The sequence below is a fragment of the Winogradskyella luteola genome (assembly GCF_019203985.1).
Taxonomy (GTDB): Bacteria; Bacteroidota; Bacteroidia; order Flavobacteriales; family Flavobacteriaceae; genus Winogradskyella; species Winogradskyella luteola.
Window position 1 is genome coordinate 328,614 of the sequence record NZ_JAGSPD010000001.1, and the last position, 25,410, is coordinate 354,023.

Sequence of the window (25,410 nt, forward strand, 5' to 3'; positions counted from 1 at the left end):
ACCAAAATAATTGTATATTCCCACTACTTCTGAAGATAGGAAAACAAAATTTATGACAAGATTATTATTAATATTATTTTTCCTTACCGGATTAGCCTCTATTTCCTGCAAGAAGTCATCGTCACAAGAAAATACGATAAAGCAAAGCATTAATACACAATCAGTTGACAGCTTAACGGTTTATCAAACCGAAAATTTAATTATCAAAAAACTATCCAATCATATCTATCAACATGTCTCATTTTTAAATACTGATGACTTTGGAAAAGTGGAATGCAATGGAATGTTAGTTGTGAATGAAAATGAAGGAGTTGTATTTGACACACCTACGGACAACAAAAGTTCGTTGGAATTAATAAACTTTACCACTAACGATCTTAAAAAAAAGATAACAGCTATCATTCCAACTCATTTTCACGAAGATTGTGTTGGTGGAATACAAGCGTTTGAACAACATAATATTCCAGCATATGCTTCAACACAAACCATAGAATTACTAAAAGAGAACGGTCAAATCTTCTCTAGCCCAATCAAAGATTTTGATGGTAGTCTCACTTTAAGCATTGGAAACAAAAAGGTTTATGCGAAATACTTTGGAGAAGGCCATACCAAAGACAATATTATAGGATATTTCCCAGAGAGTAATGCCATATTTGGTGGGTGCTTAATTAAAACAGTTGGAGCGAGTAAGGGGTATTTAGACGATGCAAATACTAACAAGTGGTCTGAAACTGTTCAAAAAATCAAATTAAAATATCCAGGAACAAAAATTGTAATTCCAGGACACGGAAAATCAGGAGGAACGGAATTATTTCATTACACCATTAAATTATTTGAATTGAAATAAATAACAGCTAAAACCTCATGTAAAACAGTAACTTTTGGTGCTGAAACTAAACTATAAATAGAAAAACCAGTGCTTAAAATCCTCTACTTTATATATACAACAACAATTAACCTAACTTAAAATTGATTGAAGAGATTTTGTTTTTATCAGAAAAAATGAATTCTGATAAATAATTATAGATTTGGAGTATCTTTATGTTATAATTTTAAGTCTATGAATCCATCAGCTAGCGGCTGGATAAAAAAATTTTGTTCTCAGATTTCCAGAAAAGAACTACCCTATCACAATTTTGATCAGCTTTATAAGGGCTTAAAACAGAATGGATTTATTTATGGAGTTAATGTGGGCATTACAAATGCGGTTGATACATTGCACAAATACTCTGAGGATGAGTTGGCCAAAATCAACCTCATCACTACATTATATCACACCTATACGTTTTACAAACCAGATTTTAACAGTAAAGAATTTATTGCTACGTTACTGAACTATTATAAAGAGTTAGAAGTCTCTGATCTATCACTTTGGGATAAGCTCGTAATAGGCAAAAGTGAAAGCTCCATGTTAGAGCGTTTAATACACGATAGAATTCAGTTAGACGACAATCTATTAACACGAAATTTTAATAAATCCATAACCAATTCACTTTTGTTCGTAGATGTTTTCACTTTTGAAGCGCATCTAAAAAGTGAAGTCGATGTAAAAGCATATGCTGCTAATCTCGAAAGTTTAATAATTGGTACACTATACCAATCTCTTAATTCAAAAAGTAAGGTTACGGATTACGACAAAAAGGTCATTGACCTTATTGAAACTTCTACATCTTACATTGATGATGAAGTATTAGATGCTGAAGATTTAATTTATGACATTACATACAACATCAATAAAAATGAAAAAAAATACCTTATCGATTTAATGTGCTTATCGATTTGGGACGATGAAATTCTAGAAAAATCCGAGTTTAGGTTTCTAACAAGTTTAGCCAAACGCTTAGATATGCCAAATTCTGAAATACATGAGTCTATTTTAGATGTAAACGATTTTCACAAAAAACATAAGAAAGAAATATTGTTGTTTCAACAATCCAACCCTATCAGTAATTTCTATGAAAACTCATCTCAACTCGTCAACAAATTAATAAGAAGAAACAGTAAACGTTTAGTAAAAGAGGTCAATCAGAGTAAAGAGCTTTTATCTCTTATTTCCAAATCCACACATTCAGATTTATCCAAAGAAGAACAAAAGCTAATGCAATCCCAATTGCTAGACATTTTAAAAACCATACCAAGCTTGGCTATTTTTATGCTTCCAGGCGGGGCAATTTTGTTACCGATTTTTGCAAAGCTTATTCCTAATATGCTGCCATCTGCCTTTGACGACAATAGGGTTGAAGACAAAAGCTGAATTCAATATTTTGAATTTATTCTAACCAGTTCTTAAAATCTTTTACGCGTTCTCTGGCCACAATGACTTCTTGTTCTTTGAATCGGTTTAATTTAATCTGAAGTCTAGAATTAGTATAGCTTATAATATCTTTTATAGCATTTATGTTGACATAAAATTTTCTACTGATCCTAAAGAATACATAAGGTTCAAGCTCGTCTTCCAGTTGATCCAATGTTATATCCAAAAGGTAATTTCTGCCTTCGGTGGTGTAAGCATACGTGCCCTTGTTTTCACTGTAGATACATTCGATGTCCTCAATATTAATAAGTTTTAAATGCTGACCGACTTTAACAGAAAAACGCTTTTTATATTCACGCTCAATGGGATTGACCAATAACTTCTTAATATCATTAAAATCTAGAGTAACCGCTTGTTTTTTTGGTGTTCTACTTTTAAATTTTTTTACTGCAGTGCTTAAATCGTCTTCATCAATAGGTTTCAACAAATAATCTATACTGTTTAGCTTAAATGCCTGTAACGCATATTCATCATAAGCCGTTGTAAAAATAACTGCTGAATTAATATCTATAGCTTCAAAAATTTCAAAAGACAAACCATCACTTAACTGAATATCTAAAAAAATAAGATCTGGATGTTCATTACTTTGAAACCATTCTATGGATTCTTCCACGGAATGCAACATCGTATGTGCTTCAACATCTAAGGCTTTAAGCATTCGCTGCAAACGTCTTGCTGATGGTTTTTCGTCTTCTATTATAATTACGTTCATTATTTAAATTGAGTATATAATTAATAATTCTATTCCCAAAGCTTCTTTTCCGTTGCTTCTACTTTTATAAATTCCTTTATTTTTCTATCCTCCCAGCTCTTTTTAAAAAGAAGTCGCCCCTTAAAAACGCTCCATGCATGTATAGCAATAAAAATAGACCAAGTAGCTATTGTACTAAGATTTAACCATATAATAGCAATCTTATATTCACCTTCCTCAATTACATATAAATTATATAATAAAAGACCCAGAATAATGGTATACAATACTAAATGCAAATAAAAAACTTGAAGTTTTCTGACTTTGCTTTTGGCATATATTAGTAGTTGTTTTTGATTGTTGTTTAATTCCATAATACTATTAACATATAACTTTAATTATTCCCAATTACGCTCTTCCTTATCCATAAACTCTTGCACTTTACGCTTTTCCCAATCTTTGCCAAAAAAGAAATCTGGTCCAAATACTCCTATGAAATGAAATGCCAATCCAATGCCCCAAAATATTGCTGTAGCATAAGGGCCAAAGCCTGTAAATCCTTCGCCTGAATTCAATCCGATGAGTAATATTAAAAAGACATTAACAACTATATACACAGCTAAGTGCCAATAAAATCCAACAAGGGAATCTACCTTTTTCTTTGCTCTTAAGTAGGCTTCTTCTTTTCTGAAATCTGAAACCTCATCTTTATCCTTATAAGGTTCTATACTATACTTTTCCATAATATTATTATTTTGAATCGTTTGACAATTCTTTATTCATAAATTCTTCAATTTTACGTTCTTCCCATCCTTGTCCAAATTTAAAGGACAAAAAATGCAATAACAGAAAGATGCCCCAAATCGCCCATACGCTCAAAACGTCTATACTTATCAGTTCGTTGGTGAAACTTCCCCAGCTATCTAAATTATTCCAAACTTTAAAAGTTGTTATTACCAAATTTACTAGTAGATATATAATAATATGTGTGTAAAAACTCTTCTCTTTTTCAACTTTATTTTTGGCTTTTATATATTTTAAATTCTGATTATCCATAGCTCTACCTTTATTAATTCCAACGATTTCTTTCATCTTCCTTACGCATATACTCTTCTATTTTGCGTTCTTCCCATTTAGCCCCCAAGGCACCATTATCGACATAAACTCTATAGGCCTGAAATATTAAGCTTATGCCCCAGCCCAACATTGGGAACCAAAACCATTGAATGGTATGTCTTGAAAATTGATACCATATATAAATTAAAAATGGTATGACTAAACAATAGGATATTAAACTGTAATAGAAGCCTTTTAATTCTTCTACACGTTTGCGAGCTCTAACATAATCGTCGTTAAGACGCTCCTCAGATTTTTGTGTTATTCTCATAATTGATACTTGTTTTGTGAGCATAGGAATTGCCACCGCAAAATCCTTTTCTCTTTGATTGATGTAAACTTTTCGCTCTGAAAGAAGCTTATAGCGTTGTTTTATGTTTTCTAAACCAACACCACTACTCTTCTTAACAATCTGCTTTGGCTGAAGATTATTCATAATTACTAAATAGTTACCATCTTCATATATTTTAATGTGCAATGGCTTATTAGAAGTAACCATATTATGCTTTACAGCATTTTCTAAAAGCAATTGTAATGACAAAGGCACAACTTTACTTTCGGGGTTTGACGCTTTATCCGGAATTTCAAAAATGATGCTATCTTCGAAACGCATTTTTAAAAGCGACATGTACGTTCTAGCAAAATTCAACTCTTCGTCTACTGTGACCAATTCTTTACTTTTCTGTTCTAAAACATAGCGATAGACTTTAGATAACGACGTAGTAAACTTCTGGGCACTATCTGGATTTTCTTCAATTAAACTCGTTAGCACATTTAAACTGTTGAATAAAAAGTGAGGATCCAACTGATTCTTAAGAGCATCAAACTTTGCACTTGCCGCACCAGCTATTACCTTTTGTTCTTTTACCTTATTCTTTTGGTAACGGTTATAGAAATAAACTACATAAAAAACAGAAATTATGCTTAACGTAACCCATAAACCAAAGGCATAATTTTGCCAACTATCCCTACTTATAAATACACTAAATGACTGGCCATAAATAACTACAGAAACAAAAACTCTTATAAAAAATATAGCAGCTATAGTTATTATTGTTGCCCCAGAAATACCATAAGCAATACGCTTTATAACATCATAACTTTCAAATTTTTGCTGTTTTATAAAATTAAAATATATGGTATTTATATAGCTTAAAACAAAAGTGTAGAGTTGGGTAAATCCAAAATCAATTAAGAAATCATTAAAGCTTTCATATTGAAAATTATTACCGGATACGAGGTTACTTATCACCTGTATAATACATCCAATAACAAATACAACTATTAAACTCTTAATTGATTTAAACATGTCTTCTCTTTTAATTACGATTTACATTCTTCCAGAACCTGTTCAGCGCGTTTTTTTCCCCAATTAGGATGGAACTGACTCTCTGGCTTAAAGGTATCAAAAAGTTTAATCGATGTTTTAATATCTTCGCAATATGGTGCGGTATCTTTGCCAAAATATTTAGCACTACCCATGTTCCAATCTGCTTTACAAAATGCAGCTCTAGGGTTTTTAGGCTCTAATTTTAAGGCTTTGGTATATAAATCTGAAATTTTTGCAGAATACTTCATGCCATAAGTCATACCATCAAAAGCAACCCAATTGGTTAATACTTGAGCTTGCATAATCAAAAGTTCTGCATTGTCTTCACTTTTGGCCATTGCGCTATCCAAATGCTCTTGAGCTTTTTCTAACTGTGCTTTTAAAACCGCTTCATCTTTTTCGTTCCAGCTTTTTAAACTGTTAATCTGTGCTATGTAATAGTTTGGAAGCCACTCGTCTGTTTCGGCTTTAGCTATACGCTCAAACATATTCTCGGCTTCATCCCATTTGTCTGCTTCCCAAAGTTCAAAAGCTTTAGCCATTCCTTTTTCAAAATTGGTCTGTGCCTGTATTAATCCTGTAAAAATGAGTAAGGCAATGATGATTATATTTTTCATTTTAAATAGTATTTATAGTGTTATGGTTATTGATGTGTTCTCTTTCAATTCAAACTTGGCATCTTTCCATTTTGGTGGTCCCAAAAAACCTGCTGCATCATTTGAGCATGCGTAGTCTTCTTTCGGAATTCCCAAAAAATTGGTATCCATTTTACCATTGTCGTTTTCATCATGAAAAACGGAAACTGCATAAGTTCCTTCCGGAATGTTTTTAAAAGTTACCACACAGCCATTATCAGCAATCTTACTTTTCGTGCCTGTATAGGATTTGCCTAAAAAATCTGCTTCTGTATTGTAAACCGCAATAAACATTTGTCCATCGTTACTATCTGCTTTTTCTACCTTAACCGTCAATTGATAAGACTCTTGAGTCTGTGCTTTACAAGTCATAAAGCTTACAATCAATATAACTGTTATTCTTATTAGAGTTTCCATGATTTAATAATTTGATACAAATATCAGTCACAAACTAGGATTATTAAAACCTGAATTACCGAATTGTATTTTTTTAATGACGAATTGTAATTTTTAAAAAAAACCGTTCTAAAAAGAGTAACTTAGTGAGCCCTTTTTCTACATATAAAATATCTTAATCATTAAACCCAACCAAAAATGAAATTAAAGATTTACGAACTCCGTCAGAAAAATAAAAATCAAGTCAGTAAAACTAGAATTCTTATTGCCGCCCTATTTTTAATTTCCTCATTTACTTATGCCCAAACCGACAAACGTTTAAAAGGCATTGAAAAACAGTTTAATTCTGTTTTGGAAAGTACTAAAACACCCGGTTTTGCCGTGGCTATAGTAGAAGGTGATAAGATAATATATGCCAAAGGTTTTGGCTATGCGGATTATGAAAATAAAGTGCCTGCAGATGCCAATACACTTTTTGCCATAGGTTCATCTACAAAAGCTTTTACTTCTGCTCTTTTGGGTGTTCTTAGAGAAGATGACAAGCTATCCTTTGATGATAGTCCGTTAAAATATGTGCCAGATTTAGAGTTTTACAATGATGAAATGAACAATAACATCATCATTAAAGATTTAATGCGTCATAGTACAGGTTTGCCAAGACATGATGGTGCTTGGTACTTTTTTCCAAGTCATAGTAAAGATACTTTGGTGGCTCGTATAAAACATCACGAACCCTTTACGGGAGTGCGACAACAGTGGTATTACAATAACTTTGGATTTTTATTGCAAGGTGTTATTGCAGAAAAGATTACAGGAAAGACTTGGGAAGAAAATATAGAAGATAAATTCTTTAAACCTTTGGGCATGAACCGTTCTAAAACAAGGATTGACGGTATGAAAAACAGCACCAATGCCGCTTTTGGTTATAATTTGGACGAAGACAGAACTATCGAAAAAATGGACTACTACGATATTGCAGGTATGTCACCAGCTGGTAGTATTAACAGTAGTGTTAACGATATGAGCAAATGGTTAATGACTTGGATTAACAAAGGAAAGTATGGTGAGGAGCAAGTGATCCCTGAAAAATATATAACAGAAGCTATGAGCTCACAAATGGTTGCTGCTGCAGGTTTTCCCAATAAAGAATTACCAGGCGTACAATATGCTAATTATGGCTATGGTTGGTTTTTACATTCTTACAAAGGGCATTATATGGTAGAACATGGTGGCAACATTGATGGTTTCTCTGCAAGTGTAGCATTATACCCTACAGATAGTTTGGGTATTGTGGTATTAGCTAACCAAAATGGTTCTGCCGTACCACGATTAATACGAAATATTGCCGCAGACCACATGCTTAAAGTAGAAAAAACAGAATGGGCAAAACAGCATAAAGAGGATTTAGAAAAAGCACTAAAAGCACAAGAAGAAGCCAAAGAAGGTTCTGAATCCTCTAATGTTAAAGGCACAAAACCATCTCATGCCAAGCTAGACTATACCGGTGCTTACGAGCATAAAGGCTATGGTAAAGTGGACATTATCGTAGAGAATGACAGCCTCTTTACACAACTCAATGAGAAAAGGCAATATTTACATCATTACCATTACGATACGTTTGAACTTATTGATGTTAATGAAGGTAAAGTAGACACAGCAGCTATCGGAGGGTCTTTAAAAATCACCTTCAGCACCAATGAAGCTGGTGATATTGACTATGGACGTGTTGGCATCGAGCCCATGTTAGATCCTATTGCTTTTAAACGTACGCCTAATACTATTGATGTTGATATTGAAACCTTAGAACGTTATGTCGGTAAATATGATTTAATGGGCACAGAAATAAAGGTATACATTAAAGATGAAAATGTGCTCTATGCTTTTGTACCTAACCAACCAGAATATGAACTTGTACCAACAGCAGCACATAAGTTTAACCTTAAAATTTTAGACGGTTTTAAAGTGGAATTTATTGAAGTTGATGGTGAGTTTAATGAGGTAAAGTTTATACAACCAAACGGCACTTTTGTAGCGAAGCGAAAAGCTGAGTAATACTCTAAAAATACGTAAGGTTACGTATAAAAAACAATGTGCTTTACTACTAAATTTGAGATATAAAACATAGTGGAGCTAAAAGCATTGTTTTTAGTTCTCTGTTGGCTACAATAAAAAAACAACCGAATGAATAAACGAATACACAAATTTATTTCATCTTTTTTTAAAGGATTTGTTCCAATTATATATATGATATTTATCCTTGCTGGAATAATTTCAGCTTTAGTATCTGGTTTAATTGAATATGAAGTTTTTTCAGAATTATATAAAAAAAGTATTGGCGATTCAAGTTGGTTAATCTTTTCAGTTCCCTTTTTAGTTGTTTTCTCATTTGAGATAGTAAAAATCTTCCTCATTTTTCTAAACAAGCAATCAGATATTAGTGCAAATTCACATTATTTTAAAGACAAAAGACATTTTTTGAATTTGAGATATATTCTAATTTTCGTGTCTTTTTTATCAACTCTAATTTATTCATTTTATAACTTACAAAATCCAGAATACGAACTGTTATTAAAGCAAAAAAAAACTGAATTAACATCAAAATTTGAATTAGATAGAGATGCAATAAACAAAACTTATGATGACCAATTAGAAATACAAACAAAGGAAGTTGATGCGCAAATAGCACTTTATGATGGCAGAATGGTTACTGAAGAGGATTATAAATTTGCTGGAAGACAAGAATTCAGAGGACCAAGATTTAAAGAAGCTAAAAAAAATAAGGAAGCACAGGAAAAAAGAAGAAGCCAAATAATAAATACAGTTAATAACAAGAGAAATATTGAAATTGGAGAATTATCTGCTAAACTAGAAACTGATAAACTTAATGCTGAAAATAATTTGAATAAATCGAATATTGCTGGAAACAAAATGCTTAAAGCAACATTAGGAACGTTTAAAAAGAATTTCCCTGAATGGTCTTACATTCTAATTGTATTTATATTAAGCTTAATATTGAGTGTTGGATTAGAATATATTATTTGGTCTTCATTTACTGTATTAGCTATGAATCACGGAGAAATATTTGATTTCGGCATTCAAGCAGGGAAATACGAAAATGCAACGGAAACTGAAATTAAAATGAACCAAGCAGATGCTAATAAAGAAATTCAAACTGTCGCAAATTTGGCAAGGTCAATCGTCAATACTGTAAAGGAAAAATCTGATGATTTATTTAAAAGAGGAAAAAATCAAATAAGAAATAATAAATAAGTTTAACTAAAAGTTTTAGATATGAGTAATTTACCAAAAAAAAATGACAATAACCCATTAGTTAATCACGACAACTTTGCAAAAGAAATTAGTGATAAAAAAAATGATGCGCAAGTTATATTAAAAAGAAAAGTTACTTTATTGCAAAGGATATTTCCAACGGTAGAACAAAAGGAAACTATCAAACACAGTGCTGCAATTCTTGAACAAGAATCAAAATCTGATTTAGAAAAAAGAAGAATGCATAATGAGTTTTTTAACCAAGCTTTACAAGCAACTTTTGATAAATATTTAACAGAAGGAGCAGAATCAATTCAGAAAGGTTTGACATCAAATTTTGCTGCAAATAAAGCTGCTTTAGATAAAGAGATAGTTAGCTTGACAAAAGATTATTTCGCTCAAATGGAACTTGATGAAGAAGAAATCTTTAAAATGAAAAGTGAGAATATGAGAAATAGACAACTTAAAATGCTAAATGATAGAATTGATGAATTTGAAAGAACAATTCAGAATTTAATGCAAAAATATGAAGATGCTACAAATAAAAGTGTTGGAAAAAAAGACTAATTTTTTATTACTTTTTATAAGTGTCTTGACTTTACTATCGTGTGAGACAAATTATACAAAGGATGATTATCTCAAGGACTATGAACGCTTTGTAGTTGATATAAAAAGAGATTGGAGAGAATTTAATGAGTCTGATTGGTTAACCAAAGACAAAATTAATGATGACTTTTATAATTCAAAATATAATAAGTTCCAAGGCGAACTTTCTTCAAGCGAAAAAGTACGAGTTCAGAGATTCAACTTTGTTTTTAGATTTTATAAAGGAGATATAACTATTAAATCACTAATAGCTGGAGAATATAATAATTTATTTAAAGATTTGGCGATTGAAGTAAATGACATAATTAGAGAATTAAGAATAGGGTTTAACGATTTAGAAAACGAAAGAACAACTATCTTAATTGATAAACTTTTGGAATAAATTACTGTTGCCAACAATGTATAAAAATAGTAGCGGTTTAATCGCTTTATCGAAAGTAAAATATATAAATCAAACAACTGTAACAAACCGAAAAGTTAGTGCTTAAAATCCGCTACTTTTCATATACAAGAACACTCAAAACAAAAAAGACCATCCTCACAGATGGTCTTTTCAATTTTATACAAATACTTTTTCTTAAAACATCTCTCTACCAGAAAAATGGAACGCACCTTCAATAGCGGCATTATCATCACTATCGCTTCCATGTACAGCGTTTTCGCTAATGGAATCTGCAAACATTTTACGGATCGTACCTTCTGCAGCATCAGCTGGGTTAGTAGCACCGATCAAAGTTCTAAAATCTTCAACAGCGTTATCTTTTTCTAAAACAGCCGCAACAATTGGTCCACGAGTCATATACTCTACTAATTCTGGGAAGAATGGACGCTCTTTATGGATGGCGTAAAACTCCTGAGCATCAGCAGTCGTCATTTGGGTTAACTTCATTGCTACGATTCTAAATCCTGAAGCAGTAATTTTTTCTAATATTGCGCCAATGTGTCCTTTTTCAACAGCATCTGGCTTTAACATTGTAAATGTTCTGTTAGTTGCCATGTATAGTTTTTTTAAATGTGGTGCAAAAGTAAGCTATTTCTCTAATTTATCAAGCTTAGCATTTATTAAATTAATGTTAGGATATAATCGTCAATTCGATTAAAATTACTTCTCTGAAATTTTGCACTTCGACAAGCTCAGTGAAACTATAGAGAACTATTGGAGCATATGCTTTGTTATCCTTGCGTAGGCAGGAATCCACAAAATCTCTCGAAAATAGATTCCTAACCAAGTACAAAATGACAATCGTACCATAAAACATTGTCTTAATTTCATATTAAAATAGTTTTCAAAACCTCTAAAAATTGTAAATTCGCCTCTTATGATTAAAGCGCAAATTTTAGAACTAAAAGAACTTTTAAGTACACCTAAACACATCGTCATTGTACCACATAAAAATCCCGATGGTGATGCAATGGGCTCTACTTTAGGCTTGTATCATTATTTAAAAACGTACAATCACAAGGCGACAGTAATTGCACCTAATGATTATCCTGATTTTTTAAAATGGTTACCGGGAGATGATAAAGTTTTGAAATTTGAAACGCAACCTGAAGACAGTGAAATGCTTATTGAAAAAGCAGACATATTGTTTACTTTAGATTTCAATGCATTTCATCGTGCTGGAAACATGGCAGAAGTCTTAGAAAATTCTGAGGCCATCAAGATTATGATAGACCACCATCAGCAACCCGATGATTATGCCAAATACACGTATTCTGATGTGAGCATGTCTTCTACTTGCGAAATGGTGTATAATTTCATTGAAATGCTGGGTGATACCAACAGAATTGACGCGGCTATGGCGACCTGTCTCTACGTTGGTATTATGACAGATACCGGTTCTTTTCGTTTTCCTTCAACTACAAGTAAAACGCATCAGGTCATCGGAAATCTAATTGAAAGCGGAGCAGATAATTCGCAAATTCACAATAATGTATTCGACTCAAATAGTTATAGCCGTTTACAATTATTAGGAAGAGCCATGCAAAACCTTAAAGTGATTCCAGAACTGCGAACAGCCTATACCACACTTTCGCAAGCAGAACTGGATGAATTCAATTTTAAAAAAGGAGACACCGAAGGTTTTGTTAATTATGGATTGTCGTTAGAAGGTATCATCTTTGCAGCAATCTTTATTGAAAATAAACAAGAAGACATAATAAAGATTTCTTTGCGAAGTAAAGGTGAATTTTCCGTGAACGAATTTTCCAGAGCGCACTTTAATGGTGGAGGCCATACCAATGCAGCTGGTGGACGCAGCGAAACTGATATGCAATCTACCATTGACAAATTTATTAGTATATTACCGCAGTATAAAAATGAATTGTCCCAACCGACCAATAATGGGCATTAATTTATTCAAGATGAGGAACCTACTAATAATACTTATTTTAACGTCATTTTGCTTCAGTTGTAAATCACCCGAAGCCAGAATGCCAGAGTCTGTACAATCGGGTTCCTTCTTAAAAGAATCAGCCAAGCGTAACAAAAAACTGAATGAGAAAGAAAAACAGCTCATTCAAAATATTATAAAAAGTAATCCTGACAAAAACTATATTGCTTCCGAAAGCGGATTTTGGTATTATTACAATACAAAAGTTGAAAACGATACCATACAACCAGAGTTTGGAGACATTGTAGATTTTAATTTTAATGTCTCTGATATCAGCGGCAAAGAAATCTATGCCAATGAAAACAAGACCTATGTTATGGATAAACAAGAATTATTCACAGGTCTGCGTGAAGGATTAAAACTCATGAAACCAGAAGAAAGTATCACCTTTATTTTTCCATCGCAAAAAGCGTATGGCTACTATGGTGATGATAATAAAATAGGAACCAACATTCCTTTAATTTGCGAAGTAACATTAAATACAATAACACAAGAAAATGATTAAAAAAGCACTTACAGCACTCGTTGTATTACTCGTATTGGTAAATATTTCTTGCCAAGAACGTTATCCTAATTTAGAAGATGGACTTTATGCCGAATTTGTAACCAACAAAGGAACCATGCTTGCAGAACTTTATTACGATAAGGTTCCTGTAACCGTTGCCAATTTTGTAGCCTTAGCAGAAGGTAATCATCCAATGGTTAAGGAAGAATTCAAAGGCAAGCGTTATTACGATAGCATTACTTTTCATCGTGTGGTCAATAACTTTATGATTCAAGGTGGTGACCCCACAGCATCTGGCAGTGGTGATCCTGGATACAAATTTCCAGATGAATTTCACCCAGAATTAAAGCACGACAAACCAGGAGTGCTATCAATGGCCAATCCAGGCAGAGATGCCAATGGAAGCCAGTTTTTTATTATGGAAAAAGAATGGCCAAGTTTAGATGACAGACACGCCGTTTTCGGACAAGTTATAGAAGGTATGGATGTACACGATTCTATTTCTAATGTTAAAGTTATCGATCCTAGTAGAAGAAACCATAAACCTGTTGAAGATGTTGTTATTACTGAACTAAACATCATCAGAAAAGGCAAGGATGCTAAGTTCTTTGATGCACCAAAGGTATTTGAAGAAGAGATGCCAAAAATAAAAGAGAAGCAAGAAAAACTAAAAGCTGAAGCGAGAAAAAAAGCTGAAGAATTAGCAAAAAAGGCTAAGGCTGATTGGCTTAAGAAAAATGAAGAATTAGAAGGTCGCCGTATAGATTCACCAACAGGAATGGCTATGATTTTCACTCATGAAGGCGATGGTGTAAAACCAACTTCAGCCCAGCGTGTAAATATTGATTGTGCGGGTTATTTTGAAGATGGCACTTTGTTTTGGACAACTTGGAAAGACGTAGCCGAGAAGAATGGAAAATATGACGAACGCCAAGAAAAAGCAGGACGTTACGCTCCTTTCCCTATGCCATATAATGAAACAGCTAGTTTAGTTGCTGGATTTAGAGAAGCCATGCTAAATATGAAGGTTGGTGATAAAGCCAGAGTGTTTATACCGTATTATTTAGGCTATGGTGAAACAGGTAGACCACCAGTTATTCCTGGAAAAACCAATCTTGTTTTTGATATTGAAATAGCAGGCATTGCAGAATAACATCAAAATAACATAAACTATAAAATCCCCAATACTGGGGATTTTTTTGTGCGCAAATCTCATTTACATTGGTTTTAATATTAACCCATAAAATGTAAAACAATGAGAAATGTAATTTTAGTTTTAGCCTTATTAGGTTCACTGGCTTTTGCTCCTGCTAACGAGACACAAACAAAAAGCCTTGACATGACTACATATAATAGCCCTATTATATATGAACATGCAGCGTTTAATCGTAATGATCCTCGCGGTGCTCAAGTAAGTATTGGATGCACAGAATTTAATTTCAACAATGTTGGTTGGAACGACAAGATTTCATCAATATTTGTACCTAGCGGACAAGGATGGATCATCGAAATTTTTGAAGCCAGCCACTTTCAAGGTCGATCTTACAGAACCAATAGCAGTATAGTGAACTTAGAAAAGTATCACTTTAATGATATTGTATCTTCAATTAAAATATACAAAAACGGAGTATTGCAAGGAGATTGTATCTGGAGATAAAATTACCTAACATGTCTAAAAAGCCTGTTAGATTTTAAAGTCCAACAGGCCTTTTAAATCCTTTATTATTATCGCTTCGGAATATGTTTTAAAATCTCTAATACAAATTTCCAATATTTCTGAGTAGAAGAAATCTGCGCACGCTCATCTGGCGAATGTGCGCCTTTTATATTTGGACCAAAACTAATCATATCCATATCTGGATAATTTGTTCCCAAAATACCACACTCCAATCCTGCGTGACATGCAGCTACATGAGGCTGTTCTCCATTATTTAAGCGTTCATAAATTGGCACCATAACTTTTAGAATATCTGAATCCATATTGGGTTGCCATCCAGGATACTCCCCAGAAAATTCAACATCGCAACCAGCCAATTCAAAAGTGGCACGTAGCGAATTTGCCAAATCCATTTTTGAAGATTCCACTGAACTACGCGTTAAACAACCTACTTTAATATTACCATCCTTAACCATAACTCGAGCAATATTATTAGAGGTTTCTACCAAATCAGGAATATCAGCACTCATAGTGTAAACACCATTATGAGCAGCATATATCGCATTAACGAGCTGCTCTTGGGCTTCTTGTGGCATCACTTTCTCAGGCAATGTTGTTTCAGAAAGTACAATTTCCATATCTGGCTCCATAGTTTTAAACTCTTTCTTAATGGTTTCAGACAACGCATTTAATAAACTTGTGAGAACAGCTTCTTTGTCCGCTTCAAAAACTATAGTTGAAACGCTTTCCCTAGGTATGGCATTACGCAAACTTCCACCATCAATCTCTGCAACGTTTATGTCTTCAATAACAGCATATAATAAACGGTTCATGATTTTATTGGCATTACCCAAGCCTTCATGGATTTGCATACCAGAGTGACCACCTTGAAGTCCTTTAACTTCAATTTTATAAGCCATATTACCTTCTTGAATAACCCTGGCTTCATTGTAGGTACCAGTTGCTGTAATATCAATTCCGCCAGCACAGCCGACTCCAATTTCATCATCTTCTTCGGTATCTAAATTTAAAAGTATGTCTCCTTTTAATAAGCCACCTTTTAGGCCCATAGCACCTGTCATGCCAGTTTCCTCATCGATAGTAAACAACGCTTCCAAATCTGGGTGTGCGATAGAATCGCTCTCCAGAATCGCCATAATCGTAGCCACTCCAAGTCCATTATCGGCACCGAGAGTAGTACCTTTAGCTTTTACCCAATCGCCTTCAACAAACATCTCAATACCTTGTGTATCAAAATCGAAAACGGTATCATTATTTTTTTGATGTACCATATCTAAATGCGATTGCATAACTATAGGTTTGCGATCTTCCATGCCTTGAGTTGCTGGCTTTCTAATAATAACATTACCTACCTCATCTTCTATGGTTTCCAAACCTAGATTTTCGCCAAAATTTTTCATAAATTGTATAACACGCTCTTCTTTTTTTGAAGGTCGTGGCACGGCATTTAAATCTGCAAATTTATCCCAAAGGGCTTTGGGTTCTAATTGTCTTATTTCTGAACTCATATTCATGTCCACAAAAGTGGCTATTTTTAAAATTAATAATTGATTCTGTTTAGATTGCAAAAATACAAAATCGAATGTTTTCCTTTTTTAATTTAGAACTTGTTTCAGAATCTCACTTTATATTTCTTAATTCTAAAACGAAGTGATCTTGGCTCTTTTTTAATTATTTCTTTTCCCTATTTTTGATTTATGTTGAAAAACAAAAAAATCATTCTAATCCTTTTTCTTGGAATTCAAATCCTACTGATTTCAATCTTAAAAAGCTTTCCTAAATTTATTGAGCAATTTTACAGTAATGGACTCTATGTTTTCATTTCTAAATCAATGCGCTACGCTTTTGGTTGGATTCCATTTTCAATGGGAGATATATTCTACACCATTGCAAGTATTTATCTTATAAGATGGTTGATTATAAACAGAAAACGTATTGTAAAAGACACTATTAATTGGTTATTAGATATTGGTGCAACTATTTCTATCGCTTATTTTGCATTTCATATACTTTGGGCTTTTAATTATTACAGACAACCACTGTATAAATCCTTGAATATTGAAGCTGAATATACGACTGAACAATTAGTAAGTTTTACAAAACGTCTCATTAAAAGATCGAATGCTATTCATAACCAACTTGCCGTTAACGATTCAGCAAAAGTTGAAATGCCTTTTACAAAATCTGAAGCATTTGATATGGTAAGCAACGGTTATGAAACATTATCAAAAATGTACCCGCATCTTCATTACCAATCAAAAAGCGTAAAGAAATCCATTTACAGCACGGCACTTACTTACATGGGTTTTTCTGGTTACCTCAACCCATTTACCAATGAAGCTCAGGTTAATGGATTAATTCCTGTTTACAAATTCCCGACAACATCGTGTCATGAAGCAGCGCACCAATTAGGCTATGCTGCCGAAAATGAAGCTAATTTCATTGGAAGTCTGGCTGCTATACATAATGATGATATACATTTTAAATACTCTGGTTACACCTTTGGGTTACGTTATTGCTTGGTAGAAATTTTTAGACGCGATAAAGATTTATACTACGACATACTTTCCACAGTAAATAAAGGTATTTTAAAGAATTACCAAGAGGTTGAAGACTTTTGGAGATCTTATGAAAACCCTTTAGAGCCTATGTTTGAAAAAACATTCGATAGCTTTTTAAAAGCCAACAATCAATCTGCCGGAATGAAAAGCTACAGCTATGTTGTTGCACTTTTGGTTAATTATTATGATGACAAAGTTTTATAAACTTCAAACCTAGTTAAAATGATTCTGAAGAATAAGAAATCTTCTCAAGAACAATTTTAGAACAACACTTATACATCTCAATATAAATTTTTCTTGGTTACAATCGAAAAATTTATTCGAAGAAGCATTTCCTTGAGAACAATGGATTCTAAAAGTTAAAATAAACTTATCCAAGTTTCTTTTATCTATTATACTTATCTTTAGATTTCTAATTATTAACTAACCAGCTATATGATAAAAGTACATCTACGTCTGCTCATATTTATGTGCAGTGTTTCGCTGTTTGCACAAGACTACTTTCCAAGTAATACTGGAGTGAAAGCAAATAATTCCAATTACACAGCATTTACCAATGCAACTATACACTTATCACCGACTGAGACTATCGAAAACGCCACGTTATTAATAAAAGATGGCAAGGTGGTTAATGTAGGTAAATCTATAAATATTCCCAAAAACACTACTAAAGTTGACCTTACGGGAAAAATGATTTACCCTTCATTTATTGATATGTACACAACTTTTGGGGTTAAAAAACCAGAACGTAATGGTAACGGACCAATATATGGAGCGAGTAGAAGTGGGTTTTATTGGAATGACCATATTATGCCAGAACAAGACGTAATGGCTAGTTTTAAGTACGATAGCAAATCAGCTTCTGAGTTGCATAAATTAGGTTTTGGAGTCGTAAACACGCATATGCCAGATGGTATTGTAAGAGGTACTGGAGCACTTATTGCACTAAATAACGGTGCCGATAATTCTATGCGTGTTTTAGATGGTGAAACCACACAGCACTTTTCGTTTCGTAAAAGTGTAACCTCCCGTCAGTCTTATCCATCTTCTATTATGGGAAGTATGGCATTATTGCGTCAAATGTATAATGATGCAAAATGGTATTCAGACGGAAATGTGGACACTAAAGATTTATCACTCGAAGCTTTAAACAGCAACAAAAACTTACTTCAAATTTTTGAAGCTGGTAGTAGAGCCAATGTAATGCGAGCTGATAAAGTTGGTGATGCATCTAATGTACAATACACCATTGTTGGTGGCGGTGATGAATATGAGCGTATTAATGAAGTAAAGAATACCAATGCTACCATTATTCTTCCTATCGATTTTCAATTGGCCTACGATGTAGACAATGCATTCTTGGCTTCTACTCTGTCATTGAGCGACATGCGCGCATGGAATCAAGCACCACATAATCCGAGATTATTGGCAGAGAATGGTATTCAATTTGCTTTAACAACGCATGGTTTAAAATCTAAAAAGACCTTTAAATCCAATCTTATGAAAGCCATAGAAAGTGGTCTTTCCAAACAAAAAGCTCTGGAGGCTTTAACCACTATCCCAGCTAGTTTGTTAGGCAAGTCTGATGTTTTAGGAACACTAAAGCCTGGAAGTTATGCTAACTTTTTAATTACTTCAGGAGATGTTTTCGATACGAAAACGCAGTTATTTGAAAACTGGGTGCAAGGTAAACCTCATGTTATTACCAACATGGATGTAAAAGATATAGATGGAGATTATAATTTTAAACTAGCAGGCAAAGACTATAAACTTTCGATTTCCGAAAGCACAACTAAACCTAATGCCAAATTAGAAAGTAACAGCAAAAGCTTGGGCACTAAAATCAGTTATGCCAATGATTGGGTGAATCTCACTTTTAAAACAGCCGATAGTACTAAAAAAGAATACATAAGAGTTGTTGCAAATTCTGTGAACGTAAACAGTTTAAGTGGTAAAGCCATTATGCCCAACGGGAATGAATTATCATTTTATGCAAATAAATCAGAAAATGACACTGAAGAAAAGAGCGAAAAAGAAAAGAAAGCAGATTCTATATCTGAAAAGATGTACATGAGCCCAATTACCTATCCAAATTTGGCTTATGGCTTTAAAGAAAAACCAAAATCTGAAACCCTCTTATTTAAAAATGCAACCATTTGGACTAATGAACAAGATGGGGTTTTAGAGAATTCAGACTTACTTATAAAAAATGGTAAGATCTCAAAAATTGGAAAGAACCTCTCTGATGGGAATGCCAAAGTGATCGATGCTACGGGTAAACACATTACTGCTGGTATTATTGATGAACATTCGCATATTGCAGCAGCGTCAATTAATGAAGGTGGTCAGAATTCTTCTGCCGAAGTTACAATTGAGGATGTTATTGATGATGAAGATATTGATATATATCGCAATTTAGCTGGTGGAGTAACCTCTATACAGATTCTACATGGCTCTGCAAATCCTATCGGTGGACGTTCAGCCATCATCAAATTAAAATGGGGAGAATCTGCTGAAGATTTAATATATGACAACTCACCAAAGTTTATCAAATTTGCTTTAGGTGAAAATGTAAAGCAATCACGCTTCAATAGAAACGAGCGTTTTCCGCAATCGCGTATGGGAGTTGAACAAGTTTTTATGGATTATTTCTCGAGAGCAAAAGCTTATGATGATGCCAAAAAAAGAGGAAAACCTTACCGTAAAGACACCGAAATGGAAGTATTGGCAGAAATATTAAACAAAGAACGTTTTATTTCTTGCCACTCTTATGTACAGAGCGAGATTAATATGCTCATGAAAGTTGCTGAAAAGTTTGACTTTAATATTAATACATTCACGCATATTCTTGAAGGTTATAAAGTTGCCGATAAGATGAAAGCTCATGGAGTTGGAGGTTCTACCTTTAGCGATTGGTGGGCATATAAATATGAAGTTAACGATGCCATACCCTACAATGCTGCTATAATGCATAATGTTGGAGTTGTTGTTGCCATAAATAGTGATGATGCTGAAATGGCACGTCGTCTCAATCAAGAGGCAGCAAAGTCCGTAAAGTATGGTAACGTTAGTGAAGAAGAGGCTTTAAGATTTGTAACGTTGAACCCTGCAAAACTCTTGCATCTAGATGACCGTGTTGGCAGTCTTAAAGTAGGAAAAGATGCCGATGTTGTATTATGGTCAGATCATCCACTATCTGTGTACGCCAAAGCCGAAAAAACAATCATTGAAGGTATCACTTATTTTGATATTGAACGTGATAAACAAATGCGAGAAGCCATCAAAAAAGAAAAAAGCGAGCTGATTAATCTTATGCTTCAGGATAAGAATAAAGGTTTAAAAACGCAACCTGTAAAAAAGAAAGAAAAAGAATTATTGCATTGCGACTCAATGGATTCACACAATTAAAAACTATCAAACATGAAAAGATTAAATAAAATAAATATCGTATTGATTTTGTTGTGTATCACTATAAGTTTTGCACAGCAAACTCCTGCTCCAAAACAAACAAAAGATATTGCCATCGTCGGTGCTACTGCACATATAGGTAATGGCGAGGTCATTGAAAATAGTATTATCGTTTTTGGTAATGGGAAGATAAAGAACGTTTTAGACGCTAGCAAGCCCAATGCTATAACTTTGCAAGCTATGGATATCATTGATGCCAAAGGCAAACATGTCTATCCAGGATTTATTGTTTCTAACGGCACTTTAGGCCTAGTTGAAGTTGATGCGGTTAAAGCCTCTAATGATCTTTCAGAAATGGGAACTTATAACCCACATATACGCAGTATTATTGCATACAATGCCGAATCTAAAGTCATAGAATCCATGAGACCGAACGGTGTTCTATTAGGTCAAGTTGTACCCAGAGGAGGTCGTATCACCGGAACCTCTTCCATAGTACAATATGATGCTTGGAACTGGGAAGATGCCGCCATTAAAACTGATGATGGCATACACATTAATTGGCCAAATAGTTTTAGTAGAGGACGCTGGTGGCTTGGTGAAGATCCAGGATTAAAACCCAATAAGGATTATGCAAAGCAAGTTAAAGAGCTAACGGATTATTTTAATGAAGCTAAGAGTTATAGTAAAGGTGATAGTAAAGAACGTAATTTACCTTTCGAAGCTATGACAGGGTTGTTTGATGGTTCTAAACAGCTTTACATTAATGTGGATGACGAAAAAGGCATTACAGATGCTGTAAATTTTGCAAAATCTCAAGGATTTTTAAAAATCACTATCGTTGGTGCCTACCAAGCCGGTAATATTGGCAATTTTTTGAAGCAGAATAGCGTATCAGTAATGTTGCAGCGTGTACATACACGACCAGAGCTAGAAGACCATGATTATGATTACACCTTTAAGTTAGCTAAAAAATTAGTGGATGCAGGTGTTTTGGTATCACTCGAAACCAGTGGGCAAATGGAACGCATGAACTCTCGTAATTTACCTTTTTATGCAGGTACTACAGTGGCTTATGGTTTAACTAAAGAACAAGCTTTACAATTAATTACACAGAATGCTGCAAAGATTTTAGGTATAGATGATATGTATGGCACATTAGAGGTTGGTAAAAGCGCTACATTGTTTATAAGCGAAGGAGATGCTTTAGATATGCGTACCAATCAATTGATACATGCATTTATTGATGGTAGAAATATAAGCCTAGAAACTCATCAAACAGAACTTTGGAAGCGGTACTCAAATAAATACATTCAACAAGACTAAAACAAAAAAAGGCGAGCTTGAAAGCTCGCCTTTTTCACTGTCATTCAGAGTATTTCGAATATATTCTGTGTCTAAGAATCTATCATAAAATGTCACACTTTTCCCGCAATGACACTATAATTATATTATTCTATAACTTTCCCACCTTCAGGCATTTTAAATATAGTATCATCTGGTGCTTTTTCTGAGAGCATTACATCTTTAAACACTATCGTGTTACGCAATTCCGTAGGTACATTATTTTCATAGTTGTACCAACTGATACGTTTTGGTAATACCAACCCATTGATTTCTTGCCAATCGTTATAACGTATATACTTAAAATTATCGCTTTTCCCTTCTTTTCCAAATGTTACCGTGTAACTCAGCCATTCCATTTGCCCAGTCTCAGAATTATAATACACTACATATTGATCATCAGGAGATACACCTACTTCGGCTTCGTAGGAGATTAAGATACCCGGATAGCTCTTACCTTCAAAAATTAATGGTTCAACCTCTTCATAAATTATTCCATCATCACCAATAATAAATGGCATGGCATAGAAATACATCATTAAACCTTTATAAAATTTGGCATTGCCTTTATACTCGTTTTCATCTTTTTCATTCACCCACAAGTTGTTTCCATCATAACCCATGGTATAAGTAGGGGTATCTATCAACTCTGCTCGTGTCTGTAAGTTAGTCGTGGTTACTTCCTTTCCGTTTGGTTTTTCCATGGTAAAGGATAGTGTTTTCATTTTATTCCAGTTGTCTATTCCACCGTGAGCATCGAACACCTTGGTAATGGACTCAGGGTAAATACTTGTAGTGATGTCTTCTTTAGTAACCGTTTCAATTTCCGTGGACTTAACTTTTACTTCATTTTTACAGGAAACAAATACTATTGCAAAAAGAAATATTGATGTTAGTTTTTTCATCTGTTAATATTTATTGGTCTTTTTAGCTATTATGCATAAAACAAACTTAGTATTAAATCTCTTAGTCTTTTTTAAACCTAATGCAAAATACATTAATATTTACAGTATTTTAGTCAACTATTATATTTTTCATGACTAAGCTAATCACCAGTCCACAAAACCCATTAATAAAACAACTTACACAGTTAAAAGAAAAGTCGCGAGAGCGTAAAAAAACCAACACCTTTTTAATTGAAGGCAAACGTGAATTATCTCTTGCCATAAAAAGTAGTTATAAAATTGAAAAACTACTTTTCTATGCCGATTTATTTTCGGAAAGTGAAGCCAAAGCGATGAGTAGTTACGGTATAGAAATTATCGAAATCTCCAAAGATGTTTTTCAGAAACTAGCACACCGTGATACTACTGAAGGTATCATTGCTGTAGTAAAATCCAAAGCACATGAGCTAGAAGGCTTGAAATTTGAATCTAAAGACCCATTGATCTTAGTTGCTGAAGCACCAGAAAAACCAGGTAATATTGGTGCCCTTTTAAGAACTGCTGATGCCGCAAATGTTGATGCTGTGATTATTGCCAACCCAAAATCCGATTTATACAATCCAAATATTATCCGGTCTAGTGTTGGCTGTGTGTTTACTACTGAAATTGCTTTGGCTAGCTCTGAAAAAGCTATTGCCTTTTTAAAAAAATATAATTTCAATATTTTTTCAGCGATTCTACAAGAATCCGAACCTTACCATATCCAAGATTACACCTTACCAACAGCTATTGTCGTAGGTACAGAAGCTACAGGCTTAACGCAAGAATGGCGAGATGCAGCAACCAAAAATATCAGTATACCCATGCAGGGCATTATCGATTCTATGAACGTGTCAGTTGCCGCTGGAATTCTTATTTTTGAAGCCAAAAGACAACGAGATTTTAATTAACTAAATGATGTCAGTTCGAGTGATTCCGAATTTTCGGAATTGTACCAAGAACCCATAAAACTATCTAATGGAAGCAAAAACTCTTTTTTATATAATTATAGGAATCATTATTATCAATTTCATTAAAGACAAAGTCTTAGATGCTATAAACGCTAAACATTTTAATGATGCTGTGCCCGGAGAATTAAAAGATGTCTACGATGAAGATGAATATAAAAAATCACAGGCTTACAAAGCCACCAACTACAGATTTGGAATTTGGTCCTCTCTATTTTCATTAGTCTTAACCTTGGCCTTTTTGTTTTTAGATGGTTTTGAATATGTGGACAATATTGCCAGAAATTATTCAGACCAACCCATAGTTATCGCTTTAATTTTCTTCGGAATTATTATGATTGCCAGCGATATCATCACCACACCGTTTGCCTATTACAAAACCTTTGTCATCGAAGAACGCTTTGGATTTAATAAAACCACAAAGAATACTTTTGTGTTAGATAAGTTAAAAGGATTGTTAATGATGGCTATAATCGGAGGAGGTATCATCGCATTAATCGTTTGGTTTTATCAAGTGACAGAACATCAATTCTGGCTTTATGCTTGGGGAATAGTAACGGTTTTTACGGTGTTTATGAATATGTTTTACTCTAAACTAATTGTACCGCTATTTAACAAGCAAACACCTTTAGAAGACGGAGAATTACGCCATAAAATTTCAGATTATGCCAAATCTGTTGGGTTTAGTTTAAATAAAATTTTTATTATAGATGGCTCAAAGCGTAGTACTAAAGCCAATGCTTATTTCTCGGGATTTGGAAACGAAAAGCGTGTTACCTTATACGACACCTTAGTTAATGATTTAGAGGATGAAGAAATCGTTGCAGTTTTAGCCCACGAGGTAGGACATTACAAACGTAAGCACATCATTTTTAATTTGGTGGCTTCTGTACTACTCACAGGATTAACACTTTATATTTTATCCATATTTATTTCTAATCCCTTATTATCTAATGCTATTGGTGTGGCAACACCAAGTTTTCATGTCGGACTAATTACTTTTGGACTACTCTACTCCCCTATTTCTGAGCTTACAGGTTTAATAATGAATTACGTCTCACGCGTATTTGAATACCAAGCCGATGATTATGCCAAAAACACTTATAAAGCAGAACCATTAATTAGCTCATTAAAAAAGCTATCTAAAAACAGTTTGAGCAATTTAACACCGCACAAAGCCTATGTGTTTATGCATTATTCGCATCCCACACTTTTAGAACGTATTAGGAATTTGAGAAAGTAAACCTTGACTTTGTAAAAATTTTTAGCAAA

At 33.7% G+C, this 25,410-nt stretch carries 25 protein-coding genes; 15 read left to right on the forward strand and 10 right to left on the reverse strand.

Annotation, left to right across the window (positions count from 1 at the left end; genetic code table 11):
• The first annotated feature begins 52 nt into the window (after positions 1-52).
• Positions 53-847 (forward strand): subclass B1 metallo-beta-lactamase, encoded by a 795-nt coding sequence (gene bla / locus KCG49_RS01625; RefSeq protein WP_218544426.1) that lies wholly within the window; start codon positions 53-55, stop codon positions 845-847.
• A gap of 213 nt (positions 848-1,060) precedes the next feature.
• Complete coding sequence (locus tag KCG49_RS01630) at positions 1,061-2,254, forward strand: LETM1-related biofilm-associated protein (RefSeq protein WP_218544427.1); 1,194 nt, start codon at positions 1,061-1,063, stop codon at positions 2,252-2,254.
• Between the two features lie 16 nt (positions 2,255-2,270).
• On the opposite strand, the gene KCG49_RS01635 is transcribed toward KCG49_RS01630, so the two are convergent.
• From KCG49_RS01635 to KCG49_RS01665, 7 genes are read right to left on the reverse strand one after another with little or no spacing between them, the layout of a single operon-like run.
• Entirely contained in the window at positions 2,271-3,026 is a 756-nt protein-coding gene (locus tag KCG49_RS01635; RefSeq protein WP_218544428.1) for a LytR/AlgR family response regulator transcription factor, read from the reverse strand.
• A 29-nt stretch (positions 3,027-3,055) separates the two neighbouring features.
• Positions 3,056-3,379, reverse strand: coding sequence for a 2TM domain-containing protein (locus KCG49_RS01640; protein WP_218544429.1), 324 nt, complete (start codon positions 3,377-3,379; stop codon positions 3,056-3,058).
• A gap of 24 nt (positions 3,380-3,403) precedes the next feature.
• Positions 3,404-3,748 (reverse strand): 2TM domain-containing protein, encoded by a 345-nt coding sequence (locus KCG49_RS01645; RefSeq protein WP_218544430.1) that lies wholly within the window; start codon positions 3,746-3,748, stop codon positions 3,404-3,406.
• Positions 3,749-3,755: 7 nt separating this feature from the next.
• On the reverse strand, positions 3,756-4,097 hold the full coding sequence (locus KCG49_RS01650; protein ID WP_256259819.1) for a 2TM domain-containing protein: 342 nt from the start codon (positions 4,095-4,097) through the stop codon (positions 3,756-3,758).
• Complete coding sequence (locus KCG49_RS01655) at positions 4,075-5,430, reverse strand: histidine kinase (protein WP_218544431.1); 1,356 nt, start codon at positions 5,428-5,430, stop codon at positions 4,075-4,077. The genes KCG49_RS01650 and KCG49_RS01655 overlap by 23 nt, the downstream gene beginning before the upstream one ends.
• 14 nt (positions 5,431-5,444) lie before the next feature.
• Positions 5,445-6,068: a tetratricopeptide repeat protein gene (locus KCG49_RS01660; RefSeq protein ID WP_218544432.1), complete on the reverse strand. Its 624-nt coding sequence runs from the start codon at positions 6,066-6,068 to the stop codon at positions 5,445-5,447.
• Between the two features lie 12 nt (positions 6,069-6,080).
• Positions 6,081-6,503 carry a DUF2141 domain-containing protein gene (locus KCG49_RS01665; RefSeq protein ID WP_218544433.1) on the reverse strand — a complete coding sequence of 141 codons (423 nt, stop codon included), beginning with the start codon at positions 6,501-6,503 and terminating at the stop codon, positions 6,081-6,083.
• 177 nt (positions 6,504-6,680) lie between these two features.
• On the opposite strand from KCG49_RS01665, the gene KCG49_RS01670 reads away from it, so the two are divergent.
• The 4 genes from KCG49_RS01670 (at position 6,681) to KCG49_RS01685 (ending at position 10,740) form a co-directional block, all read left to right on the forward strand.
• Positions 6,681-8,534 (forward strand): serine hydrolase, encoded by a 1,854-nt coding sequence (locus KCG49_RS01670; RefSeq protein WP_218544434.1) that lies wholly within the window; start codon positions 6,681-6,683, stop codon positions 8,532-8,534.
• Positions 8,535-8,663: 129 nt separating this feature from the next.
• Positions 8,664-9,752, forward strand: coding sequence for a hypothetical protein (locus tag KCG49_RS01675; RefSeq protein WP_218544435.1), 1,089 nt, complete (start codon positions 8,664-8,666; stop codon positions 9,750-9,752).
• A gap of 21 nt (positions 9,753-9,773) precedes the next feature.
• Positions 9,774-10,319: a hypothetical protein gene (locus tag KCG49_RS01680; RefSeq protein WP_218544436.1), complete on the forward strand. Its 546-nt coding sequence runs from the start codon at positions 9,774-9,776 to the stop codon at positions 10,317-10,319.
• Positions 10,285-10,740, forward strand: a complete 456-nt coding sequence (locus tag KCG49_RS01685) for a DUF6565 domain-containing protein (protein WP_218544437.1) — start codon at positions 10,285-10,287, stop codon at positions 10,738-10,740. The genes KCG49_RS01680 and KCG49_RS01685 overlap by 35 nt, the downstream gene beginning before the upstream one ends.
• Before the next feature lie 195 nt (positions 10,741-10,935).
• Here KCG49_RS01685 and KCG49_RS01690 read toward each other — a convergent pair whose 3' ends face one another.
• Entirely contained in the window at positions 10,936-11,355 is a 420-nt protein-coding gene (locus KCG49_RS01690) for a nucleoside-diphosphate kinase (RefSeq protein ID WP_218544438.1), read from the reverse strand.
• A 322-nt stretch (positions 11,356-11,677) separates the two neighbouring features.
• Between KCG49_RS01690 and KCG49_RS01695 the strand changes: the two genes are divergently transcribed.
• The 4 genes from KCG49_RS01695 to KCG49_RS01710 all read left to right on the forward strand — a co-directional run bounded on the left by KCG49_RS01695 (position 11,678) and on the right by KCG49_RS01710 (position 14,913).
• Entirely contained in the window at positions 11,678-12,712 is a 1,035-nt protein-coding gene (locus KCG49_RS01695; protein WP_218544439.1) for a DHH family phosphoesterase, read from the forward strand.
• A gap of 10 nt (positions 12,713-12,722) precedes the next feature.
• Positions 12,723-13,256 carry a gliding motility-associated peptidyl-prolyl isomerase GldI gene (gene gldI, locus KCG49_RS01700; RefSeq protein ID WP_218544440.1) on the forward strand — a complete coding sequence of 178 codons (534 nt, stop codon included), beginning with the start codon at positions 12,723-12,725 and terminating at the stop codon, positions 13,254-13,256.
• Positions 13,249-14,409 (forward strand): peptidylprolyl isomerase, encoded by a 1,161-nt coding sequence (locus KCG49_RS01705; protein WP_218544441.1) that lies wholly within the window; start codon positions 13,249-13,251, stop codon positions 14,407-14,409. Before gldI ends, KCG49_RS01705 begins: the two co-directional genes overlap by 8 nt.
• A gap of 186 nt (positions 14,410-14,595) precedes the next feature.
• Positions 14,596-14,913, forward strand: coding sequence for a beta/gamma crystallin family protein (locus tag KCG49_RS01710; RefSeq protein WP_218544442.1), 318 nt, complete (start codon positions 14,596-14,598; stop codon positions 14,911-14,913).
• 68 nt (positions 14,914-14,981) lie between these two features.
• Here KCG49_RS01710 and KCG49_RS01715 read toward each other — a convergent pair whose 3' ends face one another.
• Positions 14,982-16,442 carry an aminoacyl-histidine dipeptidase gene (locus KCG49_RS01715; protein ID WP_218544443.1) on the reverse strand — a complete coding sequence of 487 codons (1,461 nt, stop codon included), beginning with the start codon at positions 16,440-16,442 and terminating at the stop codon, positions 14,982-14,984.
• A 189-nt stretch (positions 16,443-16,631) separates the two neighbouring features.
• Here KCG49_RS01715 and KCG49_RS01720 point away from each other — a divergent pair, with 189 nt between their 5' ends.
• From KCG49_RS01720 to KCG49_RS01730, 3 genes are all read left to right on the forward strand, one after another.
• Entirely contained in the window at positions 16,632-17,699 is a 1,068-nt protein-coding gene (locus KCG49_RS01720) for a DUF3810 domain-containing protein (RefSeq protein WP_218544444.1), read from the forward strand.
• 231 nt (positions 17,700-17,930) lie between these two features.
• The gene (locus KCG49_RS01725) at positions 17,931-20,903 is read left to right on the forward strand and encodes an amidohydrolase family protein (protein WP_256259821.1); all 2,973 of its coding nucleotides are present in this window, start codon (positions 17,931-17,933) and stop codon (positions 20,901-20,903) included.
• 12 nt (positions 20,904-20,915) lie between these two features.
• Positions 20,916-22,229, forward strand: coding sequence for an amidohydrolase family protein (locus tag KCG49_RS01730; protein ID WP_218544445.1), 1,314 nt, complete (start codon positions 20,916-20,918; stop codon positions 22,227-22,229).
• A gap of 125 nt (positions 22,230-22,354) precedes the next feature.
• Here the strand turns inward: KCG49_RS01730 and KCG49_RS01735 are convergent, their stop codons facing one another.
• Positions 22,355-23,152 carry a DUF6503 family protein gene (locus KCG49_RS01735; RefSeq protein ID WP_218544446.1) on the reverse strand — a complete coding sequence of 266 codons (798 nt, stop codon included), beginning with the start codon at positions 23,150-23,152 and terminating at the stop codon, positions 22,355-22,357.
• Positions 23,153-23,283: 131 nt separating this feature from the next.
• Between KCG49_RS01735 and KCG49_RS01740 the strand changes: the two genes are divergently transcribed.
• Both KCG49_RS01740 and KCG49_RS01745 read left to right on the forward strand, forming a co-directional pair.
• A complete protein-coding gene (locus KCG49_RS01740) occupies positions 23,284-24,081 on the forward strand; it encodes a TrmH family RNA methyltransferase (RefSeq protein ID WP_218544447.1) in 798 nt (265 codons plus the stop codon).
• A 67-nt stretch (positions 24,082-24,148) separates the two neighbouring features.
• The gene (locus tag KCG49_RS01745; protein ID WP_218544448.1) at positions 24,149-25,381 is read left to right on the forward strand and encodes a M48 family metallopeptidase; all 1,233 of its coding nucleotides are present in this window, start codon (positions 24,149-24,151) and stop codon (positions 25,379-25,381) included.
• Positions 25,382-25,410: the final 29 nt, after the last annotated feature.